General features: G+C 45.8%; 15 protein-coding genes. 6 read left to right on the plus strand and 9 right to left on the minus strand.

Annotation, left to right across the window (positions count from 1 at the left end; genetic code table 11):
- The first annotated feature begins 305 nt into the window (after positions 1–305).
- The 4 genes from PAENI_RS32580 to PAENI_RS09115 all read left to right on the plus strand — a co-directional run bounded on the left by PAENI_RS32580 (position 306) and on the right by PAENI_RS09115 (position 7,203).
- Positions 306–1,625 carry a DUF6385 domain-containing protein gene (locus tag PAENI_RS32580; RefSeq protein WP_262495562.1) on the plus strand — a complete coding sequence of 440 codons (1,320 nt, stop codon included), beginning with the start codon at positions 306–308 and terminating at the stop codon, positions 1,623–1,625.
- A gap of 153 nt (positions 1,626–1,778) precedes the next feature.
- Entirely contained in the window at positions 1,779–3,821 is a 2,043-nt protein-coding gene (locus PAENI_RS09105; RefSeq protein WP_188114511.1) for a glycosyltransferase family 2 protein, read from the plus strand.
- Positions 3,818–5,239 (plus strand): tetratricopeptide repeat-containing glycosyltransferase family 2 protein, encoded by a 1,422-nt coding sequence (locus PAENI_RS09110; protein ID WP_149645023.1) that lies wholly within the window; start codon positions 3,818–3,820, stop codon positions 5,237–5,239. Before PAENI_RS09105 ends, PAENI_RS09110 begins: the two co-directional genes overlap by 4 nt.
- Positions 5,240–5,253: 14 nt before the next feature.
- On the plus strand, positions 5,254–7,203 hold the full coding sequence (locus PAENI_RS09115) for a glycosyltransferase (protein WP_149645024.1): 1,950 nt from the start codon (positions 5,254–5,256) through the stop codon (positions 7,201–7,203).
- A gap of 26 nt (positions 7,204–7,229) precedes the next feature.
- Here PAENI_RS09115 and PAENI_RS09120 read toward each other — a convergent pair whose 3' ends face one another.
- The 8 genes from PAENI_RS09120 to PAENI_RS09155 form a co-directional block, all read right to left on the minus strand.
- Entirely contained in the window at positions 7,230–7,961 is a 732-nt protein-coding gene (locus tag PAENI_RS09120; protein WP_149645025.1) for a glycosyltransferase, read from the minus strand.
- The gene (locus tag PAENI_RS09125; protein ID WP_149645026.1) at positions 7,958–9,160 is read right to left on the minus strand and encodes a hypothetical protein; all 1,203 of its coding nucleotides are present in this window, start codon (positions 9,158–9,160) and stop codon (positions 7,958–7,960) included. The genes PAENI_RS09120 and PAENI_RS09125 overlap by 4 nt, the downstream gene beginning before the upstream one ends.
- A complete protein-coding gene (locus PAENI_RS09130; protein ID WP_149645027.1) occupies positions 9,157–10,611 on the minus strand; it encodes a glycosyltransferase family protein in 1,455 nt (484 codons plus the stop codon). The genes PAENI_RS09125 and PAENI_RS09130 overlap by 4 nt, the downstream gene beginning before the upstream one ends.
- A 69-nt stretch (positions 10,612–10,680) precedes the next feature.
- On the minus strand, positions 10,681–11,763 hold the full coding sequence (gene yunB / locus PAENI_RS09135) for a sporulation protein YunB (RefSeq protein ID WP_410477461.1): 1,083 nt from the start codon (positions 11,761–11,763) through the stop codon (positions 10,681–10,683).
- Between the two features lie 145 nt (positions 11,764–11,908).
- Positions 11,909–12,520: a TVP38/TMEM64 family protein gene (locus PAENI_RS09140; RefSeq protein WP_076285278.1), complete on the minus strand. Its 612-nt coding sequence runs from the start codon at positions 12,518–12,520 to the stop codon at positions 11,909–11,911.
- 264 nt (positions 12,521–12,784) lie between these two features.
- Positions 12,785–13,654: a glycine betaine ABC transporter substrate-binding protein gene (locus tag PAENI_RS09145; protein ID WP_149645028.1), complete on the minus strand. Its 870-nt coding sequence runs from the start codon at positions 13,652–13,654 to the stop codon at positions 12,785–12,787.
- Between the two features lie 15 nt (positions 13,655–13,669).
- The gene (locus PAENI_RS09150) at positions 13,670–14,503 is read right to left on the minus strand and encodes an ABC transporter permease (RefSeq protein ID WP_042191673.1); all 834 of its coding nucleotides are present in this window, start codon (positions 14,501–14,503) and stop codon (positions 13,670–13,672) included.
- Positions 14,503–15,699, minus strand: a complete 1,197-nt coding sequence (locus PAENI_RS09155; RefSeq protein WP_042191675.1) for a quaternary amine ABC transporter ATP-binding protein — start codon at positions 15,697–15,699, stop codon at positions 14,503–14,505. The genes PAENI_RS09150 and PAENI_RS09155 overlap by 1 nt, the downstream gene beginning before the upstream one ends.
- 259 nt (positions 15,700–15,958) lie before the next feature.
- Here PAENI_RS09155 and PAENI_RS09160 point away from each other — a divergent pair, with 259 nt between their 5' ends.
- A complete protein-coding gene (locus PAENI_RS09160) occupies positions 15,959–16,519 on the plus strand; it encodes a GbsR/MarR family transcriptional regulator (protein ID WP_042191677.1) in 561 nt (186 codons plus the stop codon).
- 61 nt (positions 16,520–16,580) lie between these two features.
- Here PAENI_RS09160 and PAENI_RS09165 read toward each other — a convergent pair whose 3' ends face one another.
- Positions 16,581–21,770, minus strand: coding sequence for a carbohydrate binding domain-containing protein (locus PAENI_RS09165; RefSeq protein ID WP_188114512.1), 5,190 nt, complete (start codon positions 21,768–21,770; stop codon positions 16,581–16,583).
- A gap of 307 nt (positions 21,771–22,077) precedes the next feature.
- Here PAENI_RS09165 and PAENI_RS09170 point away from each other — a divergent pair, with 307 nt between their 5' ends.
- Positions 22,078–23,094, plus strand: coding sequence for a LacI family DNA-binding transcriptional regulator (locus PAENI_RS09170; RefSeq protein ID WP_149645030.1), 1,017 nt, complete (start codon positions 22,078–22,080; stop codon positions 23,092–23,094).
- Positions 23,095–23,171: the final 77 nt, after the last annotated feature.

Raw genomic sequence — 23,171 nt, forward strand, 5'->3', positions numbered from 1 at the left:
TGCGGTTTATTTAGGCTCAGGGCTCAAACGACGGTTTGGGCCTTTTCATGGATTGAGTTCCAGAGAGCCCGTAGGAAGTGAATGAAATCCATAACGGCCTGGAGCTTAAAAAGCGCAGCAAAATAAAACAAAAAAAAGCGGAGCTAAAACGATGATCTCTTACACAATTAAGAATCAGGGAGATCACCCTGTTAGTCTCCGCCTCCACGCTATATTCAAAGTGTATTGGCAAGCAAGATTGTGTATACGTCCAAGCCCAGTCTTTTGGTATAACTCAATCATTTATAAGGAAAGGACGAGGAACTTTGCCTAACTATAGCTCTTTTCAAGCGAATCCTGATAATCTAAGAACGCTTATATTCGGCCGGGATGCCTCGCTGATTGATCATCCGCTCACTACAGATCCAAGCGGAAATCTAACTACGATTATTCTTGATGGTACAATTTCCAGCGTGCTCGGCGCTACGATCACCGCGGGTACTTTGTCCTCCGCAGGAACAGTTACAAACATCCTTAACGGCACCATTACTAGCGTGCTCGGCGCTACGATCACCGCGGGTACTTTGTCCTCCGCAGGAACAGTTACCAACATCCTTAACGGCACCATTACTAGCGTGCTCGGCGCTACAATTACTGCCGGTACTTTGTCCTCCGCAGGAACAGTTACAAACATCCTTAACGGCACCATTACTAGCGTGCTCGGCGCTACGATTACTGCCGGTACCTTGTCCTCCGCAGGTACTATTACTAATATCCTTGACGGGACTATTACTAGCGTGCTCGGCGCTACAATTACTGCGGGTACTTTGTCCTCAGCAGGTACCATTACAAACATCCTTAACGGCACCATTACTAGTGTGCTTGGCGCTACAATTACTGCCGGTACTTTGTCCTCCGCAGGTACTATTACTAACATCCTTGAGGGCACCATTACCAACGTGCTCGGCGCTACGATTACTGCGGGTACCTTGTCCTCAGCAGGTACTATTACTAACATCCTTGAGGGCACCATTACCAGCGTGCTCGGCGCTACCATTACCGCCGGAACAGTTACAAACATCCTTAACGGCACCATTACTAGCGTGCTCGGCGCTACCATCACAGCTGGTACTTTGTCCTCCGCAGGTACTATTACTAACATCCTTGAGGGCACCATCACTAGCGTGCTCGGAGCCACCATCACAGCGGGTACCTTGTCTTCCGCAGGTACAGTCACCAACATCCTTAACGGGACTATCACTAGCGTACTCGGAGCTACGATCACAGCTGGTACACTAAGTAGTGTCACTTCTATTTCACAACGCAGCTTTATAGAACAGACCACTACAGGTATTGCGACTGCTAATACCTATACACCTCTACCAGCCGTTACTACGAGCGTACTGGGAACGTATTCCTTCTTCATTAACAATACTGGGGCAAATCCGGTCAACACACGTGTGGAAATCAGTGCTGATGGAACGAACTATTTCGTCGATACCACGGGGGATAATCCTTTAGCAGCAGGCTCTATCGATGTCATAGTGCCAGCCAGATTCCTGAAATATACCCGCCTATCCTATCAATCAGCCAATTCAGGCTCTGCATCCACGATCAATGTAAGTTTCAATGCTCAGGGCACGTAATCCAGATGACCATCATATATTGTAACAAGAAAGAGCACATGGATATCCATGTGCTTTTTCTTTAACTATAAGGACGCCGAAGGCGCTTATGCTTGTGTCAGCAGCTATACATATGTGCAACAAACACATAATGCTTTTCAAGGAGGAACAACCGTGAATAATATTACGCTTGGCGTCCACCTCATCGTAAAAGATGAAGCTGATCTCCTGCCTCACTGTCTCGCAAGCGTAGCTGGTGCTGACGAAATTGTGATGATCGATACGGGCTCTACCGACGAATCCATAGCTATTGCCGAAGCGTTCGGGGCTAGAGTCTTCCAACGGGAATGGACAGACGATTTCGCGGCAGCTCGTAATGAAGGGCTCGTTCATGCTTCAACAAATTGGATTCTTATCCTTGATGCCGATGAGTGCTTGCAGACCCCACTTACAGAACTCCGCAGCCTTCTGGAGAACACACAAGCTCAGGCTTTTACTATAAACATTGATAATTGGGTTGGTGAACGACCTGAAGATAAGGTAAAACACAGTGCAGTCCGCTTATTCCGAAATGGACAGGGTTATCAATATAGTGGAAGAATTCATGAGGGAATTGACACTTCAATCCTTAGCAAACATAACCTCTCGGCGATTGAGCACAGTCAACTTGAGATTATACACTTTGGATATTTACCTGAAATCATGACACGAAAAGATAAAATCAATCGAAATAGACACCTGCTGCACCTCGCTTTAACCGAATATCCGGATGATCCTTTCCACTCCTATAATTTGGCAGTAAACTTCTGTCAGGACGGTCGTCTTCTGGAAGCTGAGACGTTGCTTCGTCAAGGCCTTCACCATGTAGTACTCGAAGCCTCCTATCGTCCTACGATGATTAGGGATCTCTGTAAAATTTATCATGCTCAAGGAAAAATGAATGCGATTGACCCCTTGCTGATGATTGAACTGGAGCGTTATGGCGACTATCCTGATTTGCATTTTTTGTTAGGGCAATCTTTGGAGAGCCAAGGCCTTTTGGAACGTGCGCGATTAGCTTATCAACATGCAGAGTCCATTCCTGAGCATGAGGTGCTTAACGGAAAATATGTATGTGAACAAGGAATGAGTACCTTTCGCCCCCTATACCGGATGGGTTTAATCTCACAGCGGCTTGGTCTTCTTGAGGATGCTGCGAGATTATTTCATCGTGCACTTCAACACCATTCTTTATATACGCCCGCCTTGCAGGGGATTGCTGCTGCTTTTCAACGCTTAGCTGTACCCGATGAGGAAATCGCCACTTTACTGATCCAACTCGTTCCCCCAACCACCTCAATCAGTAGATCCGCGATCATTGAAAGTTTATATGAGATAAATGCTTATGAGACCATAGCTACCTTATCCCGAGATATTTTTCCATTGGAATTGGATACTGCATATAGAATCATTTCATCACTCATCATCACCGGCAAGCTAGAAGACGCGGGTACAGCTATAGGGCAGATGACCTCACTAGCTTCCCAAGATCACCTTGGTTTAGAGCATCAAAAGCAGTGGTATACTCTTTGGGCCATTTGCCAATGGGAACGATATGGAGAATTTAAAAAGGACTTGCTCAACCATATATCAGGTGAACTTCGTTCTGGACTGGAATACATTGAGCGATCCCAACGCCAACAAGTGGCATGTCCGGTAGAAATAGAGGTAGATCACATATATTCCTCATTCCTTTCCGACCTCATCGGGCAATCCGTAAAGCTGCATCAGCTCACACTTAGTCATACTTTAGTGGACCTGTTCCCGGCTTATCGATCTGAATTTGCCACAGCATTATATAAAGAAGGGAATTGGCAGGCCGCAGGAGAGGAATTTATTGTACTTGTTCGTGATAAGATCGCCGATGCAAGCGTGCTTTTTTATATTGGTGAGATGATCTTTGACAAAGGGCATTATTCCGAAGCCAGTGAATGGTTTCAGCAAGCGCTGGAACAAGAGCCTGAGCATGAATCCGCAAGGATCGGCTTATCCCTCTGTTATCTTCAGCAAGCGAAGCTGAGTATGGAAGACGCTCTACAAAGTTTAAAGGATGCCCATGCTCATGGCCCATTGCAGGAGGATATCGGAGCTATCCGTAAATCCATTACCTTGCTGAATCGTACACCTTGGCACACTCAGTGGAGCTTCCGTCAGAACGAAAAGAGGTCATCCCTATGAACCGTTCAAGAAGAAAGCCACTAATTTCCTTATGCATGATCGTTAAGAACGAAGGAAATAGCTTGAGCCAATGTTTAAAAAGCGTACGGGGAGTCGTCGATGAGATCATTATAGTGGATACTGGATCGACCGACGCTTCAGTTCAAATTGCCCTAAGTTTCGGAGCCAAAATCATACAACACCCTTGGAGCGGCGACTTTGCTGCTGCCCGCAACGCAGGTCTCCAGCAGGCCCATGGACAATGGATTCTTGTTCTAGATGGAGATGAGGAATTAAGTGAGGAGAGCAAGGGAGAATTACTGCTATGTGCCGAGCATATGGAGTACGAGGCATTTTTCCTACGCATTCATAATCATAAAGGGTTAACCCCCGCTTCACAGACGATCACCATCAATCCGATTATTCGGATGTTTCGTAATCGCCCTAAGTACCGGTTTAGCGGTATTATTCACGAACAGATCGCTGAGGCTATCATAACAGCTACACCTCAGGCACCGATGCATTTGACCACTGTAGTCATCCATCATTATGGTTACGCAGAAGGGGTAGTGGTCAAGAAAGATAAAATCAAACGAAATGTCGAGCTGCTGAAAGAGCAGCTAAGGTTAAATCCTAAAGATCCTTTCCACCATTTTAATATGGCTGTTGAGTATATGCGTTTGGGGGAGTATCAACCTGCTCTAAAACATATCCAACAATCACTAGAAGAGGCACCGCCTGATACAAGTTACATCCACCTGCTGCATAAATATGAAATTCGCTCGCTTGCAGAATTAAAAGATTACCCTGGGGCGCTTGCAGCTTGTGACCGTGGGATTAGCTCACATCCGGATTACCCAGACTTAGCTCATATCAAAGGGGCTCTACTCTTACAATTAGGTGCCTTTGCAGAAGCCAAAGTAGCGTTGCTACAAGCGCTGATCATCGGAGCTGCTCCTCCCGGCTACCATACTGAGGCTGGATTCGGTTCATATTTAACCTATTATATGCTGGGTCAATTATGTGAAGAGATGGGTGATGAGACCGAAGCCATTGCTTGTTACACCAAAACCGCACAGCTTCATCCCGAACCTACTCCCGTCATTGCCCGGCTACTACGAGCCCTGGAATGTGCAGGTCGCGAGAGTGAGATTTACGGTTGGTTCCACGCTCATCTGCCAGACTACACAGTGACTAAGAACAGGATTCTCCTAGAATTATTACAGAGTGAGGGATGTAATGAAGCAGCCGCACAGCTGATAAATGCCACAGAGCAGCCCATTTCTATAGAAGTGGCATTTAATCAAGCATCTGAGCAGGGGCGTTCACAGATTGTGTTAGCGGATCGTCTGCTTGCTTCATTATCCTCTTCTGCTACCTATTCACCAGCGGTCAAAAGAGTACGCCTAGCTCTTCCGCTTCCCAAAGTTTCAGAATAGGAGGGACGTTTCCTATGACCACACCCGATATCACACTTTGTATGATCATTAAGAATGAGGCGAACCACCTGGAGAAATGCCTGTCCTCTGTGCAAGGAATCGTATCAGAAATCATCATTGTGGATACCGGGTCTGAGGATAATAGCATAGACATAGCAACTAAGTTCGGTGCAAAGATCATCGATATGACTTGGGAGAATGATTTCTCGAAAGCACGAAACCTAAGTCTGAAGCATGCAACTTCCCCTTGGATTCTAGTACTTGATGCCGATGAGGCTGTAGATCATTGGAGGAGGGAGCAGGTCCAGCACCTGCTGGACGCAGCGCATATTCACGGATATTGGCTACCCATTATCCACTATATCGGTGACGCCCCTAAAGCGGATTTTGTTACCGATCATGTCTGCCGCTTGTTCAGAAACGATGAAAGAATCATCTTTCGTGGAATCATTCATGAGGAGACGGCCAGCAGCATTTGGGAGCTTCCTGCGGGGGAAATTGCTTACGCTGAATTGCGTATTTATCACTACGGTTATTTAGAGGATGAACTACAGCACAAAAATAAATACCAGCGCAATTTAGCTCTCATCAATAGTGGTCTGCAGCTTCAACCGAACCATCTAATCCTTCGTTATGCACTAGGGGTAGAGCATTATCAACAGGAACAATATCATTCAGCGGCAGATGTACTTCTTCCATTACTCGCTGATGTTCCAACCCAATCCGGGTATGCCTCCGATATTTATCTAAAGACTGCCTATGCCTTACAACGATGTAACAGGAAGCAGGAATCTGAGGAAGTCTTTCATGCGGGGAGCTTATTGTTTCCTGATTTCACTGATTTATTAGAGGGCTATGCTGCTTTGTTGCTCGAACAAGGACAGCTTAGACAAGCTAGACACTTCTTGCAGCAAGCACTGAAGAGCGAAGATACAGCACATCCATATCCATCTTCTTCGGGAAGTGGAACGTATCGAACAGAACTACTAGCGGGCAGAGTATGCGAGAAGTTATTTCTATATCCAAACGCGCGGAAACACTACGAGGCTGCTATACAATTCAAACCAGATTATACGGATGCGTGGAAACAACTTGTCCCACTAAGCCTGCTATCCGGAGAGAGGTTAAGTATGATCGCATTGACCCGCTGCCATATCCACGCTCTTTCACCAATTACCTTAGGCTATCTTGTGCCTGCGGCGCTCAATGCTCGTGACTTTGAATGGCTGGTCACTCTCTCTTTTGCTTCGCAGCTACCGCTAGCCGTTCAAACCATTGTGCAGGCTTTCCTTGCTTGTACTCAGCAGCAAGAGGGGGCACACACCCTCGCACCGCTTGAGCAGCTGCTTCATAATCCATCTGTTCTTTCCGAACGTTCATCTATACTCGGTTATCTCTGGGCTTTGTCTTGCCGTGCTGGAGATACTGAATCAGCCATGAAGTGGCTTATCTCCATATCGCCATACAGACCGGGGATGCTAACAATTCATCATATCATAACAAGTCGTTCTGACATTAAGCCTGCTCTTCCTGATCTGAGCTACGCTATGCAATTGCTGCTTCAGGTCGGTGCTTGGGATAGTGTATTATCGCTTTATCGACAATCAGAGGGCTCTTTATTCCAGTGGTGCAAGCTGCCGCAGCCCTTATACTATGGATTGCTTGAGGCTCCTATCCCCGTAAAGAAACAGTGGAGTTCCATCTATCTCAGTCAAACCCCTCATTATAATGCTTCGACGGACTGCGCCGAATGGCTATTATATGTGGCAATGGCTTGCTCCTGCGGAGAAACTCCAAAGATCGCTCAATCAGATGAAATAAATTTGCTCAGAATCGGAGGAACTACCGCTACAGTCAGTCTCTCATACTACAAGCTTATACTCGCTGCAAAAGCTTATCCCCATGGGATTTCCTCAGGTCAAATCCCATGGGGGCTGCTCGTCAGATCCGCCAGTCAGAACTAACCGACTGGCAGATTCGGATTTCAGAGCTATTCTTTCCATTCGATCAAATGGGGCTGCTCATCTAGAATGGACTGGTACTGCTCCAGACTCCCCCAGCGCCCCTCTGGATCAAGCTCCATATAACGCGAATATTTAAGTCGAAGCTCTTCCGGCGGAACCGCCCATCCATAATGCTTCACCCGCAGTTCGGCAAGAAAACCCGGCAATACAGAGTAAGAAAGCGGCAGCCTAGGAACATGATGATCCATTTTCGGGAAGAAATAATGAAAATTCGGCAAATATCGGACAAGTGTACGAGTATGCTTCGTATGGATATTCCAATGTTCATCTTCACGATAATGGGTGGTGCCACCCCAGAAATCAAATAGCCGGAAAGATACCCAGTCATACACATCCTGATCAATCAGCCGTCTCATCTCCCGTTTAGCTGCCTCTTCATAGAACTCATCAGCGTCTACAGACAGGAGCCAATCCGGATTCGTAGATACCGCCAAATCCCATAATATCTGCCTTAGCTCCCACTCCCGATTAAACAAGGAGGTCTCCAGTGTCACAAGCTTCGTAACCTTGGCAAAAGAACGACATAACTGTGCCGTATGATCTGTACTTCCATCATCAACAACTACAATATCATCCACAAACTCACTCAGTTCTTCAAGTACCTGCTCCAGATACCTTCCAGCTTCGTTTCGAACCTGCATCATAGCGGTCAAGCGGTTACCTGCTGTTTTGCGGAGAGGCCATCTATGACTACTCATCCCTCCACTCTCCTTTTCAATCGTTTTACCGCCTCTTCTAGATCTGCCATCTCTGATAAAAGCGGCCACGCCTGATTGTCTTGCCCTGCCGCATTCAAGAAGCTGCGTATAGCCTCATGCCGTCTGCCATGTAGCAAGTGTATTGTGCCTTCTATAACCCCATCAACACTTCCCTCCAAATCTTGCTGAAGCTCTAGCGCTTTCTCCCATTGGAAGGTCTGAATATAATTCTGAATCAATAACATCTTTGCCTCTGAGGTAGTGAGCGAACTCAGAATCCGTACTGCCGCAGCTTCATCCTCATTCAAACGAAACAGCTCTGCCCGGACAAGTTCGTACTGCCCGGAGTGAAGCCAGCCCCGCAGTCTTTCCGCATCCCGCTTCTCCTCAGCTGTAAATGCCGTAATCGTATATTGTTGAACAGCTGTTTCCAAATCCCCAGTCTTACCCTCTATAGCCGAAAAAAAGCGAAAATGTGAATGAAGGCAATCTAAATATTCATACAGCACCATGAGCTCAAAAGATTGCGTCAGATAGCGGTTTGCTACGGAATCCCCCAACAAGTACAGATAGGAAGCTGCCAAGTAATGTACAACAGGTTGACTGGGCAGCTTAGCACACATGGAAATGTAATAGTCCGCCCGCAACTCAAGCTGTATAGTAACCCAATCAGCAGGTGATATCGTTGAATCCTGCCACAAGTTCACTATTGCCTTCCTCCACAGCACCTCATAATCCGTAAGAAAATACAGCCGATCTCCCTGAAAGGTAGCTCCATAGGATTCCTGCTGATCCCCGCCGAGATAGAGCACACCTTCCCTGCGTAAGCTCTGCTCTAGATATATCCGTTCAGATCGGGTGGCTACAAGATCAGCCTTTGCGCCAAGCAAACCGCTGTATTTATCCCATAACCACTTCTTTTCTTCTTCCGGACAACGTTCTAGCAGAGCCACTACATAAGCTGCCTGCAAGGAGAAAACCCCTGTGAGCCAATAAGGAGAAGAGACAAGAATCGTGTATTGCTTCATGTTCAAAGAATAAATATCTGCAGCCGCAACTGCCCTAATCTGATTGTTAGTCTGCTGCTCACTGGTCATTCGTCCAGCAAAGCAGACCCCTTCCCGGTCGGGAAGAAGCTCTAGCAATCTTTTATATTCGTAGTCCTCCCAAGAACCTCCGCTTAGAATTAAATATTTCATGGGTGTGCCTCCTTGGAATCGGACAAATCCCCAATATAGCCTATTACCAGAGAAGCATTAGGGTGAAGCAGCAATTGACGGGAAGTAAACTTCCTATTGCTAATCATCCCAGGCATGATCCCTCCTTTGTAAGCAACACGTTCAAGAGGTAGCGTGAGCGCTGAATCTCCCCCTGCAAGCAAATGAACCCCCGCTTCCTCCATTTCAGTCGATAAACTTACGATCAGATCAGCGGAGCCTTGGGTTATGGCCTTCACCACCCGCTCAATATAATGTTTCTCATATTGGATAGAAGTGGACAAATACAGAATGATCTCACTCTCATATAATGCAGATGCGTTCTTTAACGCCCGTAGCCATACATCCTCACCATGAACCGTTATCACTACATCATGTTCGCTAACCGGAAACTCAGGAGCAGCGTCCACCAAAGTATCTCTGATCCAAATCCAGCGAATAGACTTGTAGCTCTGCTGCTCCCGTGCAGCTATCCATTGCTCCTTCAGCTCATCACAATCCCAAGCTTCATCACAATACACTATGGCCGTTACCAACGGAGAAGCTAAGGATATCCTGCCCAATGGTATAACCGGCTGTGGAAATTTTAGGGATTCAGTAGGCGGTACTAAAAGTCCTTCGTTCTCTATCCCGCTTTCAAGTGCCCATTTCTTGTAGTATGTCTGCCAGCCATTCGTCTGTTTGGATTCGTCCTTCGTTCTCAGGTATCTATCCAGTGACTGAATAGCATGAACATACACAGCTTCACTCAGTGCCAGTTTCGCTCCAACCTGCCGCGCTCGGAGACACCAGTCAGCTATCATGAGATGCCGCGCTTGAAGCGAGGTGTCAAAGCCGCCAATTCGCTGAATCAATTCCTTAGTGAATAGAAGACAAGATCCGGTTAGCACTTCCACCTCGCGCCATTCGCCTTGATACCGCCCAAGACTGTAGCTTACATGCTCAGCTAATTCATGATGAGTACCAAAGTGAAGCCGTTTCTTCCCTTCTCCCCTCTCGGTAGAAGAACGCGGAGCAATGACTCTAACGGAAGCATCATCAAAGGAAACCCACATTAACTCGCTTAACCAGCCAGGCGATACCATAATCGAATCTTCAAGCAGAACAGCAAAGGTGGTCTCGATATGGGCCAGAGCTAGGTTGGGCATATACTCCTCCTTCTCATAGGGTAGGAAGAGCACTGGTTCCTCTGGCGAGAACTGTCTTGCTAATACCTCCATGGGGAAATCGGGCGTCATTGAAACAGCAATAATGCGCACAGCCACTCCCGAGTGACGCAGCAGCAGGGGTAAACAGACCCTGGCACATTCCATACGGCTAAGCTCAACTACAATAGAAATCCCATCTTCACTAGGCAAGGGTAGAAGTCCGGCACGTTCAAGGAAACCATATCTCCCTGCCAAGCGTTCCATATTCAGCGATTCATGTGACATTAGGACTCACGCTCCATTTATTTAAAGCAACTCTACCTATAGTCTATGAGCGGTTAAGCACGATATCCCTTAATTCCCTCCATTTACACCTTTGCCGCCTTCTTCTGTATGAGCTGCGCCTGTATTCGAAGAATTGGGTGCGGCTGGTGATGAATTGCTATCCTCTTGGCTATTCCCAGGGGTATCCTTGCTCTGATCTGATACTCCATTTTTATCTCCACTTACAGATGGTGCAGGAATAGCAATTCCCGGGGCACTGCTGCCATTAGCTCCGACAGGCTGACCCTGATTATCGTAGTAATACATAGGCACGTCTCCGACGACCATCAAATATGACACAGGAATTTCCGTATCCACTACTTGGGGTTCCATGTCAAAAGGAATAACCACCGCTACCTCCGTAACAATATGGATATAGACCTCAACTAAAATCATATTAATTCCGGCATTTTGCTGGCGAGTGCTGAGTTCAACCTTAACAGCACCTTGCGGTTCAATCTTGATCGGGATATCAGGTCCATAAGAGGCGATGAGAGGACTACCTAGTGCCTGACCGAGCGGAATATATTCTGTCTGATTATGCAAATCCTGCAACGTGGTCTGGATTACCTCTGCTGCTTGCGAAGTAATACGCATATGCTCCGCATAGTTCAACATAAAGCCTGATATTTTCCCGTTCTTATCGGTCTTCCAATCAATTAGTTCCTCCGCATTTCCTCCGTTCGCAACTTGTGAAGTGATCGCTTTATTTATCGACTCTGTTGCGATTTGCTTCACACGAATTTGCGCTAAATGCAAGATAGGTGGCTTCATGTGCAGCTCCACGTATCGCAGTGCTTGTAGTACAAGCACAATCAATACCAAGGATGCAATCAACCAAAATTTGCGCCGGCTTCTTGGCTTACGCGTGTTTCCGCCGGAAACGGTCATCTTTCTCTCTGACCTACTGGATGATCTCATATGACTTCTACTTCGCTTAGCTTCAAAGCGTGCACTCTGTGGTCTTGCCGCTGCCCTACTAGGTTTTGACTTGAACGCGGAGCTTCTTCCAGAGAACCTCGGCGTACCGCCCCCATTTATTTTTGGCAGCCGAAGCTGACCTAGATCAGGTAATCTTAGCCCTCGGTTCCCCCATTTTCTTAATCTCCCCATTGCGATAGTCCCTCCCACCTTACGTAGAGGTCAAGCCACCTCCACTTAGTTTAAGGTATTCGGAAAGAAGACAAAAAAGAAGAACGTTCCCTCCGGCAGATAATGCCAAAGAAACGTTCTTCATTCATTTGATGATCAAATAATATTAGTGCATTCTACTCCGTTTATCTTCCTGTAGATGGTCCCAGTGCCGCCGTATAAAGATACCGATTAGAATAGCGATAAACACGGCATACCAAGTAATATATCCATTCCATTCTTCCCTAGGGACGATTAAGCTTGAGCCGATCGTACCGAATAGCCAAATGTAGGACAGATTCCCAAGCACGGTTCCCCAAATAAAAGATGATGCTTTTATCGGTGAAACAGCGGACATAAAATTGATTACATTGTTCGGAATAATGGGAATCGTACGTAGAAGGACCAGCGTCCAAATTCCATATCGGTCCAAGTAACGCTGCCATTTGTCATACCTTTTCAGCTTGGACCTCCATTTTCGATCAAACCAATTGTAAAGATATCGTCGAATCAGGAAGTACATCAGTATTCCACCCAGATTACAAGCCAGCCAACTAATTATCATACCTCCAATAACGTTAAATACAGACACATGGAGGACAATCAAAATTACGAACGGAAAAAATCCTAATATACTCTGCAACAGCGCCAATGGAATCGTCACAAATAAAATAGAGGGTCCACTAAGGCCAAGCGTTTGCAGCAGCCAATCTATCCAGGTATTTATGGTCTCTGTCATGAAGCAGTCTCCTCTCTTGACTCCTTGCAGCAGCTGCCTCCTGATTTACTTCGCTAAAGCATAAGTGTGAGCATTAAAATATATGCAAAGTATAGATATTCCTTTTAATACTTTGCTTATATTCCCAAGAAAAACACCCCTTCCGGGGTGTTTTATTGAATGATTTTGCTTATGAAGTGCATTTGTAAAGAACAGTGGTTAGCGTACAAGTTACACTTTTGTAATCCATTGATTCTTCACATCATACCACAGAATTCTATCTACTTACAATTCTACACCTTGAATCCACGCATTCACTTTATCCGGGTTGTTTTCTACCCAAGTTTTAGCAGCTTCTTCTGGTGACTTCCCACCTTGAACCTCAACCATTACTTTCGCCATGTCTTCTGCTGTCCACTCGAATTGATCCAAGAACTTATAGACATTCGGCATGTCTTCTTTCAGACCTTGACGAACCATCGTATGGATTTGCTCATCCGCACCATATACACCTTTTGGATCTTCCAGATATTTCAGGTCCATATTGGCGAACATCCAGTGTGGTGTCCAACCTGTTACAACGATAGGCTCGTTGTTGTCATAGGCTTTTTGCAGCTCCTGAGCCATCGCTGCCGATGAACTTTCTAGAAGCGTATATTCACTAAGACCATATTCCGCAATAGCCTTTTCAGTCGTCGTCATAATACCAGCACCAGGCTCAATTCCGATAATTCGATTGCTCAATTTACCTGCCAGGTCACTGTTCTTCAAGTCTTCAATAGAATTAATATCCATGTACGCTGGAACCGCTAAACCAACTTTAGTTCCGTTCAAATTAGCACCTAAATCTTCGATTTTCGAACCATACTTCTCTAAATAAGCTGCATGCGTGCTTGGTAGCCAAGCTGCGACCATAGCATCCGCACTACCATCAGCAACCCCTGCCCACATTGGGCCTGCATCTACCTGTAGCATTTCAACGTTAGCTCCAAGCTTAGTTTCAAGTACTTCTTTAACAACATAAGTACTCGCAATTTCGGAATCCCATGCCACATAAGCCAATTTCACTTTTTCTTTACTAGTGGATGAACATCCGGCAATAACAGTAATCATCATAATCACTAACAGGAATAAACCTATATTTTTTTTCTTCATATCTATTTAAAACCCCTATCTCTGTTTTGGTTTTAGTGCGTTCTGCGTTAAACGGTCGAGTAGAATAGCTATAATAACGATAGCAATCCCCGCCTCGAACCCATCTCCTGTCTTAGCCTGCGATACCGCGCGGTATACATAGGCACCTACACCTTGCGCACCGATCATAGATGAGATGACAACCATAGAGAGTGATAACATAATCGTCTGATTGACGCCTGCCATAATCGTTGGCAGTGCGATCGGCAGCTGCAATTTAACCAGCTTCTGAGTTGGTGTTGAACCGAAAGCATCGGCTGCTTCAACTAACTCCTCTGAAACTTGACGAATACCGAGATTGGTCAAACGAATTGTCGGTGGAATCGCAAAGATGATCGATGCAATTACACCTGGAACTACCCCAAGTGAGAAAAAAGATACCGCTGGCAATAAATACACAAATGCCGGCATCGTCTGCATAAAGTCCAAAATAGGCGTAACTGTATTTCTAACCGCATTTCTCTGCGCACACAAAATACCAATCGGTACGCCGATTACTACAGCCAATATCGAGGCGGTTAGAACAAGGGCTAAAGATTGCATCGAAGGTCCCCATAATCCGAGATTATCGATTAAGAGCAGTCCGATTACCGCAAATAAAGCCATGCGCCATTTCCCAATCCAATAAGACAAAGCTGCAATAAGTACGATAAGCACTAATGCAGGCAGGAAGGTCAGCGCACCTTCAATTGCAGAAACCATTCCACCGATTATTGTAGCGATAAAGTCAAACAAGGGGCCACAATACGTAGTTAGCCAGTTTTCCAACCACTCGAGGGCCTTTCCTAAAGGCAGTTTTGGAATGTCCATTAAGATCCTTCTCCTTCCGGTACCGCGTTACCCGCGAGTGCGGAAAGAACGGCTCCCTTAATCACAATGCCTTTTAATTTATCCGCTTCATCTACGACGGCTACAGGCAAATGTGTCTCAGATATTAGTTCAAAGAAATCATTGAGCAGCGTTTCTGGATATACACGAGGGATCTCCCGCCGTGTAACCTCTAGGATGGATTTATTATCCTTTAGTGCCTGTGCTGCGTCCTCAGCTGTAATAACACCCAAGAGCTTGTTTTCTTTGTCTACCACATACAAGCTGAATATGCCGCTATCACGCATTAATTGAAGTGCTACCCGAGGTCCACGCTCAGGTCTAACCGTTTCCGGTTGCCGCATCACATGAGCTGCTGTTAGCACCTTGGACAAGTCCACATCCTCCACGAACCGCTCTACATATTTATTGGCAGGTTGAATGAGAATCTCTTCCGGTGTACCAATCTGCACGATAACACCGTCTTTCATCAGTGCAATCCGATCACCAATCCGCAGGGCTTCGTCTAGATCATGAGTGATGAACACAATCGTCTTCTTCACTCTGGACTGCAATTCCAGCAGCTCCTGCTGCATGTCTTTACGGATCAGCGGATCCAGTGCACTAAAGGCCTCGTCCATGAGCAGGATATCTGGGTCATTAGCAAGTCCTCTTGCTAGTCCCACACGCTGCTGCATCCCTCCGCTAAGTTGATCCGGGCGATGGTTCTCCCAACCCTTTAGACCCACTAGATGCAATGCCTCCATGGCCCGTTCAGTTCTCTTCTTTTTATCTACGCCCTGAACCTCAAGTCCGTATTCCGCATTCTCCAATACCGTCCGGTGTGGAAACAATGCGAACTTCTGAAACACCATGCCGATGTTCTTGCGCCGAAATTGCCGAAGCTCCTCCGGGTTCATTTTCACGACGTCTTTTCCTTTAAAAAGGACTTGTCCCCCTGTAGGTTCAATCAAACGGTTCAATAAACGAACCAACGTTGACTTCCCGCTGCCGGACAATCCCATAATGACGAATATTTCTCCTTCTTCAATGCTGAATTCGGCTTTGTTGACTCCGACCGTCAACTTTAATTCCTGAGCGATCTTTTCCTTCGACCACCCTTGCTCTAATAATGGAATCGCCTTTCCCGCATCATGACCGAATACTTTGGTTAGCTTTTTCACCTCTATAATAGCCATGCCGTCCTCCTTCTCCCGAAGATATATCCGGGTTTAGTTCACTTATAGTAGTGTACCGGACTATTGAAAATTCATGCAAACACCATATACGGATAAAATTTAGTGTACAGTTTTAACTTTACGTACTTTATGTATAGAATACTCTGTTTTACACCAAATTCCTTTCTTCATGATTTCTTTACTTATGGAGGGGGATTTGATTACAATACATTGTATAAGGTTGCAGCAGTCTATCGACCTATTCCTCAGGAGGGACATCATGAACGATTTAGAAGGGTTAACACCCGAACAAATAGAGAAGATTAGTAAGGCCCGTGAACGCGTGATAGACTCTATCGGTAAAAATATGGACCTATACGGCATCACTTTATCCATTGGGCATTTATACGGTTATATGTATTTCAATCAAGGTCCAGTGACATTGGACGAGCTTAGCAAAACAATGGGAATGAGCAAAACGTCCATGAGTACGGGAGTCCGTACCCTCCTAGATCTGAAAATGATCGATAAAGTTTGGGGGAGAGGGACTCGCAAAGACCTGTTCACCACTGTGCCTGACTGGCATCAGAACTTCAGTGATTACTTCTCTATTAAATGGAGGAAAGCCGTCGAAGGAAATATGATTTCACTAGCGAAATCACTTGCAGAAATTAACGATATGAAAAAAGAGTATAGTGACGATAGTAAACTTATGCAGCTCTTAAATACAGATGAAGAGAAGATTACCGAATCCATTAATTACTACCGCTGGTTGCTAAAATTAATAGAATCCTTTGAGAATGGTAAGATCTTCGAATTTATCCCTAAAGAAGAATCTTAATTCCAAACCAAAAAAAACGACAGTGCTCCTGTAAAAAGGAAAACACTGCCGTTTTTTTCGTTCAACTTTCGATTAAGCTTACATCATCCAAATAAATCGTGCTGCCCGCACTAATTTCACTATTCGTCTCCGTACTGTTCCCATCAATAAGCCCTACTAAAAATACCAGATGAGCCCCTGCGTCTGTCGCACTGTTCATGGTAAATGTGTAGCTGAATTCTTTCATATTCTGGGTCAAAGCTATAAGCTCAGCTTCCAAATATTTGGTGTAGTCCCCGCCTTTATGCTCCACAGCTACCTGAATATTACGGTTTACCGTAGAACGGGCCTTAAACTTCAAGGTGTACGTCTTTCCCTGAATAAGCTTCAGGTTTTCGTAATCCACTTGTGCGCTGTAGGCAGCTTGCCCTGTGCCCGTCAGGTCTATCGTAAATTCCCCATCTTTTACAGCAGCAGATCCAATTCCATCAAAATACTGGCTCCACCCCTTGGAATCCACATCAAAGGTTCCATTATCCAGCGTGCCGCTTGGTGGTGTCACTGGCGGACCACCTTGTACCTCCCGGACCACAATATCGTCAAAAGAAATCGTATGTGGCGTACTGTTAGCCTTAGGATCAGCGCCCAGCGATTTGCCGATCAGATAATTCAGCTTCAGCGGATTGCTGTTAGACACCGTAAATTGTGCGCCATACGTTGCCCAATCGGCAGTAATATCAAACTTAGCTTGAGCGGAAGCTGCAGAAGTATTGGAGTATTCTAGGATGATCTGCCGCGGAACCGTTGATTTCGCCTTAAAGCTCACCTCATACGTTTTTCCGCCTTCCAGTGGGATACCCTCTTGGTAAAATTGTGTATGCCACGCCTCCCATCCTGCTGACGTAATCAAAATTTCTGCCTCGCCATCCTTCACATCAAACGCAGAAACACCACCTTCTCCAGACCATGTAGACCAACCCGTCTTACCACTGCCGAACGAGCCATTTATGACTAGATTGTTATCGTTAGCAAGTATCGTCTGAAGCACAGATCCATTTGCGTAATGGTCAGCTTCTACAGTGATGGTATAGCTGCCCTCGGATGGAAATACTGCTGCATCGATTATGATTTTTCCAGGCTCAATGGTGTACTGTTCGGTTTCAAGTGTTATACCATTAACCTTCACTGCAACGATTTTCTTTCTCCAATCCTCATGGTCTATGAAGGTTAGCTCAATCGGCTGCGAAACTCTGTTATTGCTGCTATCGCTTAGTAATTCCTGCGGTTTGGCCGGTGCATTTTTGATTTCAAATTTCACATTATCGATGATAATATCATGGCTTTGAGGAATACTAATTCCCTCAACCTTTCCAAGCAGGAATTTAAGTGACAATGTGTCCTTACTGCCTTGACGGAATTCGAATGTGTAATGATTCGTTGCTGGTGTGAGCTCTACATTTTTTGTAAACGAAGCCTGATAAGACGCATTTTCAACATTCACACCGATTTTTCGGGCAATGGTTGAACTGGCATCAAACTCTAGCACATAATCTATTCCGCTTGCAGCTTTCAAGTTATTTTGAAACAACATCACGGAATATGGCTGGCTACCCGTATTCGTAATGTTAAACTTCGCTGTTCCATCTGTAGCAGTAGCAGTGCTCTGTCCGCCCTGCTCCGTCAACAGCCGATCCCAGGCATGAAATTCAGTGTTGAATTCACCATTCACCAGCGGGTAGTAAACAAGTGATGGATCATAATAAAAGCTCGTGCGCAGCAACTTGAAGTTATCCAAGATGACTGTATCGGCAGCACCGTTCAGAAGTAATACAAATTGTCCCTCATGATCCGTCGCACCTGCAAGGTTGGTGAAGACTGCTTTTATTTCTTGTTCACCTTGGGCTAAGTTAACCGACTGCTGCGCATGTACGCTGCCGTCTTTTCCAAGAAGCTGAACTGTGGCAGTACGTGCAGAGGATACTGCAGCATTAAAGGTAAGCTCATAATCTTGGCCCTGTATGAGCTGAATTCCCTTTTGAAGCAATCGAACTTCGCCACTTTCGCTGCCGCCAATCTGCAGATTCAGCTTTCCTGTATCATCTACATTGGCAGTGGTCGTTGCACCATTGGCTGTTTCTACGTGCCAATAGCTCATCCGATTGGGCTCACCAAGATCGAAAGTGCCATTGTACAGATGATTACCGCTACCGAGCGGTGTCTTTATTCCATCATGATCAAAAGGAATACTATCTATCTCTTCCAGACGGACATTACCTAACCAAGCTGGTGAAGCGTTAGTTCCCATATTGAACTCTATCCGTGCTGCAATATCAGAGTTGTCCTTCATTTGAAACATCGTTTCGTAATGGGACATCTCGGAAGTCAGCTCTGCCTTAAGTGCTGGAGAATAAGCCGCAAAGCCACGTGATTCTCCCCCCGTTAATTTAACGCTAATATTACGTGACACATCTGTTTTCGCATCGAAGCTGAGCTTATAGAATCTACCTTTTGCAACGGATACGATCGCTTGAGGTTGAACGGAATAGACATTGCCTCCAGCATTACTGATATTTACCTTTAGGAAGTTGTGTCCCCCAATCGGTACAGTGGAAACTGTAGCATCAGCTCCTGGTTCTTTAAACAAAACCCAATGTGAAGTATTCGGTATACCCATTCCATCATCTCCCGGAACCTGCTCCGTGAAGTTGTTGTTATAGACAAGGTTTCCGTCAGGAAGTGCTAGCTTTGAGCCTTCCAAGTATGGCTCCTTATCCAGCGTAACTGGTACCGGCTCACGATACTCACGGCCTGTCAGTTCATAGACTCTGACATAATCAACCTGCATTGATTTTGGAAACACGGTTTCTGGTGTTGGATCACCATCAAAGTTGCCGCCGACAGCCAGATTTAACAGCAGGTGGAACTCCTGATTGAACGGTGCTGGATAAGCATTATTCGCAGGCTGGCCATTGCTGATGCTGTACCAGTCATTTTTGGTCAAGAACAGCTCACCATCTACATACCAGCGAATTTCTCCCGGTTCCCACTCAATGGAGTACGTATGGAATTGTTCTATCGTGGAGCCTTCCGGGAACACGTACTCTTTGCCAGAGTATACATTGTTAGGCCATTCGCCGCCGTAATGAATGGTACCCGCTACCGTATTAGGACGGCTGCCCCAGCCCTCCATGATATCAAGCTCACCAGAGGAAGCCCAATTTCCGTACTCGTAGTTCTCCGGCAGCATCCAAATCGCCGGCCAGTATCCTTTTCCGGTAGGCGCTTTAGCCCGAATCTCAAACTTCCCATATTTCTTACTGAACAGACCTTTCGTTTTAAGTCGCGAAGAAGTGTACTCCTTGCCACTTACTGCTTCTTTACGCGCAGTAATCACTAGATTACCATCCTGTACCTTTGCGTTCTTCTCATCACTTGTATACCATTGCTTCTCGTTGTTGCCCCAACCTGGATTGTTAAATTGCGAACCATCTCCAAGGTCATAGGTCCATTTGGTAGGATCAATGCTTCCTTCATTGAATTCATCACCCCAAACCAGCGTCCACGGATCATTGGTTGGCGTTGCCGTTGGTGTTGGTGTTGGTGTTGGTGTTGGTGTTGGTGTTGGTGTTGGTGTTGGTGTTGGTGTTGGTGTTGGTGTTGGTGTCGGCGTTGGCGTTGGCGTTGGCGTTGGTGTTGGTGTTGGTGTTGGTGTTCGTGTTGGTGTCGGTGTCGGTGTCGGTGTCGGTGTCGGTGTTGGCGTTGGCGTTGGCGTTGGCGTTGGTGTCGGTGTCGGTGTTGGTGTTGGTGTTGGTGTTTCGGTTGGTGTAGTAGTTGCTGTAGCTGTTGCTTCAGGTGTAGAGGTTGGCGTTGATATTGGACCTCCATTACCAGAACTGCTTGAGGCTGAAGTTGCTACTGGCAGCGTCGTTTTACTAGTGTTTCCTTTCTTTAATGGCGAGCCGCCAATCGTTACTCCATCGGCTTTGTTATCTATTGAGGTTACGCTTCCGCTTCCTTGAATCGCTGTGCCTCCAGCGCTCGTAGTCAGGATTAACGCGGCCACCTGTGCATTGTTCTCCAGAGTCAATTGCGTTGAGCTGCCCACCGTAAGACTGGCAACAGTTCCTGAGATTCTTAGCAAAGAACCGCTGACTGCTGAGTCTGCCGAGCGAACCGCTGCAAATATCCCTCGAAGTGAGATAATATGAGGAACGACGTTCATCTCAACATCCCCAAAGCCCGCTCCCGTAAGATCGCTACTCTCTTCCAAGATAGCCCCGGATTGCAGCTGCACAGTACCCACAGCTGTTGACCCGCTGGTATAAATTCTAACCTTACCGTTAGGTTTGGCTACTTGAAGCGGGCCAAGTGAAGTATTGTGTAAGCCAATACTCTGCTCACCGCCACCTCGTACAAACGTAGTCCCTGTTACCTTTACACCTTCAAGCTTCGCATTCCCTTCGGCAATCCCCTCCGTTAAATAGAGATTGCCTTGGATGACAGTATCTTTAAGAACCACATCGGCATGATTAATGATTACATTGCCCTTTACTGTTCCAAGCGAAGTCTCTCCAGATTTTAAGATGAGTCCCGAAACCATTCGATCAGCAAGCTGAGCAAGCTCTGCACGTGTAATTCCGCCCTCAGGCTTAAACAAACCTCCAGGATAACCTTTAATAAAGCCAGCACTCGATAGGGCTGCTATCGCTTTCGCAGTTTCATCACTGACTCCGTTCAAATCAGTGAATGCTGCTGTGCTACTTTTGTCCGTATTGAAACGAAACACTTTCTCCAAGGATAGTGCCGCCTCAGCACGCGAAAGCGCATGTGAAGGATAAATATTGTTATTCTTATCACTGCTTAAATATCCAGCTGTAATCCCTTTGGCAATATCACTCTTATACCAGTCTGTAGCCAGCACATCCGCTGGAAGCTTATCCGATTGCTCCTGATAATTAAATATACGATTCATAATAGCCGCGAACTCTGCCTTTGTGACTTCCTTACCCGGTCGAAACGACCCATCGTCATATCCACTTATAATCCCATTTGCGCTCCAACGCTGTAATGGACCTGCAGCCCAATGGCTTGGAGATACATCCGTAAACGCTTTCAATACATCGATTGTTTCATTTTCCACTTTCGTTGCCGCTGAATCAGGTGAGTTTCCCTTTAATGGCTCTGCCGCTGAAGCATTCATGCTCCCAACCGGTGATAGCAGCCCGGTGACAAGGAGCATAGCAGCTAATGCTGCCGTGAAATTCCTCTTCATCCTAAACATCACTCCTCGAATTTCGTAATATTCGTAATTCAAGCGAAGAATCGAAATCGGTTTCGACAATGTTATTGTTGCTTAGATTTCCATATTTGTAAAGATATAATTTTGAATTTTTTTACATTATTTTTTTCGGAATATATCTCAGTATTAAAATATCCGTTTGACTTGTTTCGGCAATAAGAATAGACTTAAAATAACTGTTTTACTCTTCACTCCATTCAAAAAAACTCATAAATAACCGCTCTACTACAGTCTTTCCCCCATATTCCAACTATTAAGCGGAGGGTGGCTTATACTACATATGAATATCAAAATGATTGCCGAAATGGCAGGCGTTTCTGTCTCGACCGTTTCGAAAATTATGAATAATTACAGCGATGTTTCGGAAAAGACCAAGAAAAGAGTCCTGGAGATCATCGAGCAAACTGGATATTCACCATCCAACTCCGCCAAGACACTTGCAACCAAAAAATCAAATCTGATCGGTGTGATTTTCGCGGGTGAGCTTAATGTAGAATTTACGCACCCTTTTTTCGTTGAGGTATTAAACTCCTTCAAGAAACAGATGGGTGTACTGGGATACGATCTCATCTTCTTTTCAAACGAAAAATTTATTAGCAGCGGAGATTACTTCGCGCGCGCTGTTCATTTTAATGTGGATGGCTGTGTCATTATATCTGGACAGAAGATGGAGCCAACGATCCACGATCTGGACATGAGCAGTATCCCTTGTATCGGGGTAGATCTCGAACTAACAGGGAAGAAGTCAGGCTTTGTTATGTCAGATAACTTCCAAATATCCTCTAAGGTCGTAGAGCATTTTTACCTTCTTGGTTATAGGGAGCTTGGTTTTATAGGAAGTGCCGCGGATTCAGAAATATCCAATCTACGGGAAGCAGGATATACCAAAGCTATCGAAAGTTTCGGTCTCCCTTTGAACCGGCGTTGGTTTGTACATGGCGACGATTTCTTTGAGTCCAGCGGGTATACGGCTATGCAACAATTAATTCAAAGCGGCAGTTTACCAAAGGCCATTTTTGCTGCCTCTGATTTGCTGGCTTTAGGAGCCATCCGTGCATTAAAAGAACATGACCTCCGGGTCCCTGAGGATATCGCCATCATCGGCTGTGATGACATCGAAGCCTGCAAATATACTACACCAAGACTGTCTACCATCCGTCAAAACAAACAACGCCTTGGTATCCTCGCTGCCCATATGCTCTATGACTTGATTAACAATCAGTCAGGTGGCGGTTCATTTGTTGTGGAGCCAGTGCTTGTTGTGCGCGAGTCCTGCGGAAGCCAATTGAAATTTTAAGGTATAACATGAATAAATCCCCTCAAAGTTTACAACGCCTCAGACCTCGATAAGATGTCTAAGGCATTGTCTAACTT

This window comes from Paenibacillus sp. B2(2019) (assembly GCF_008370385.1).
In the GTDB taxonomy this organism is placed as follows: Bacteria; Bacillota; Bacilli; order Paenibacillales; family Paenibacillaceae; genus Paenibacillus_AQ.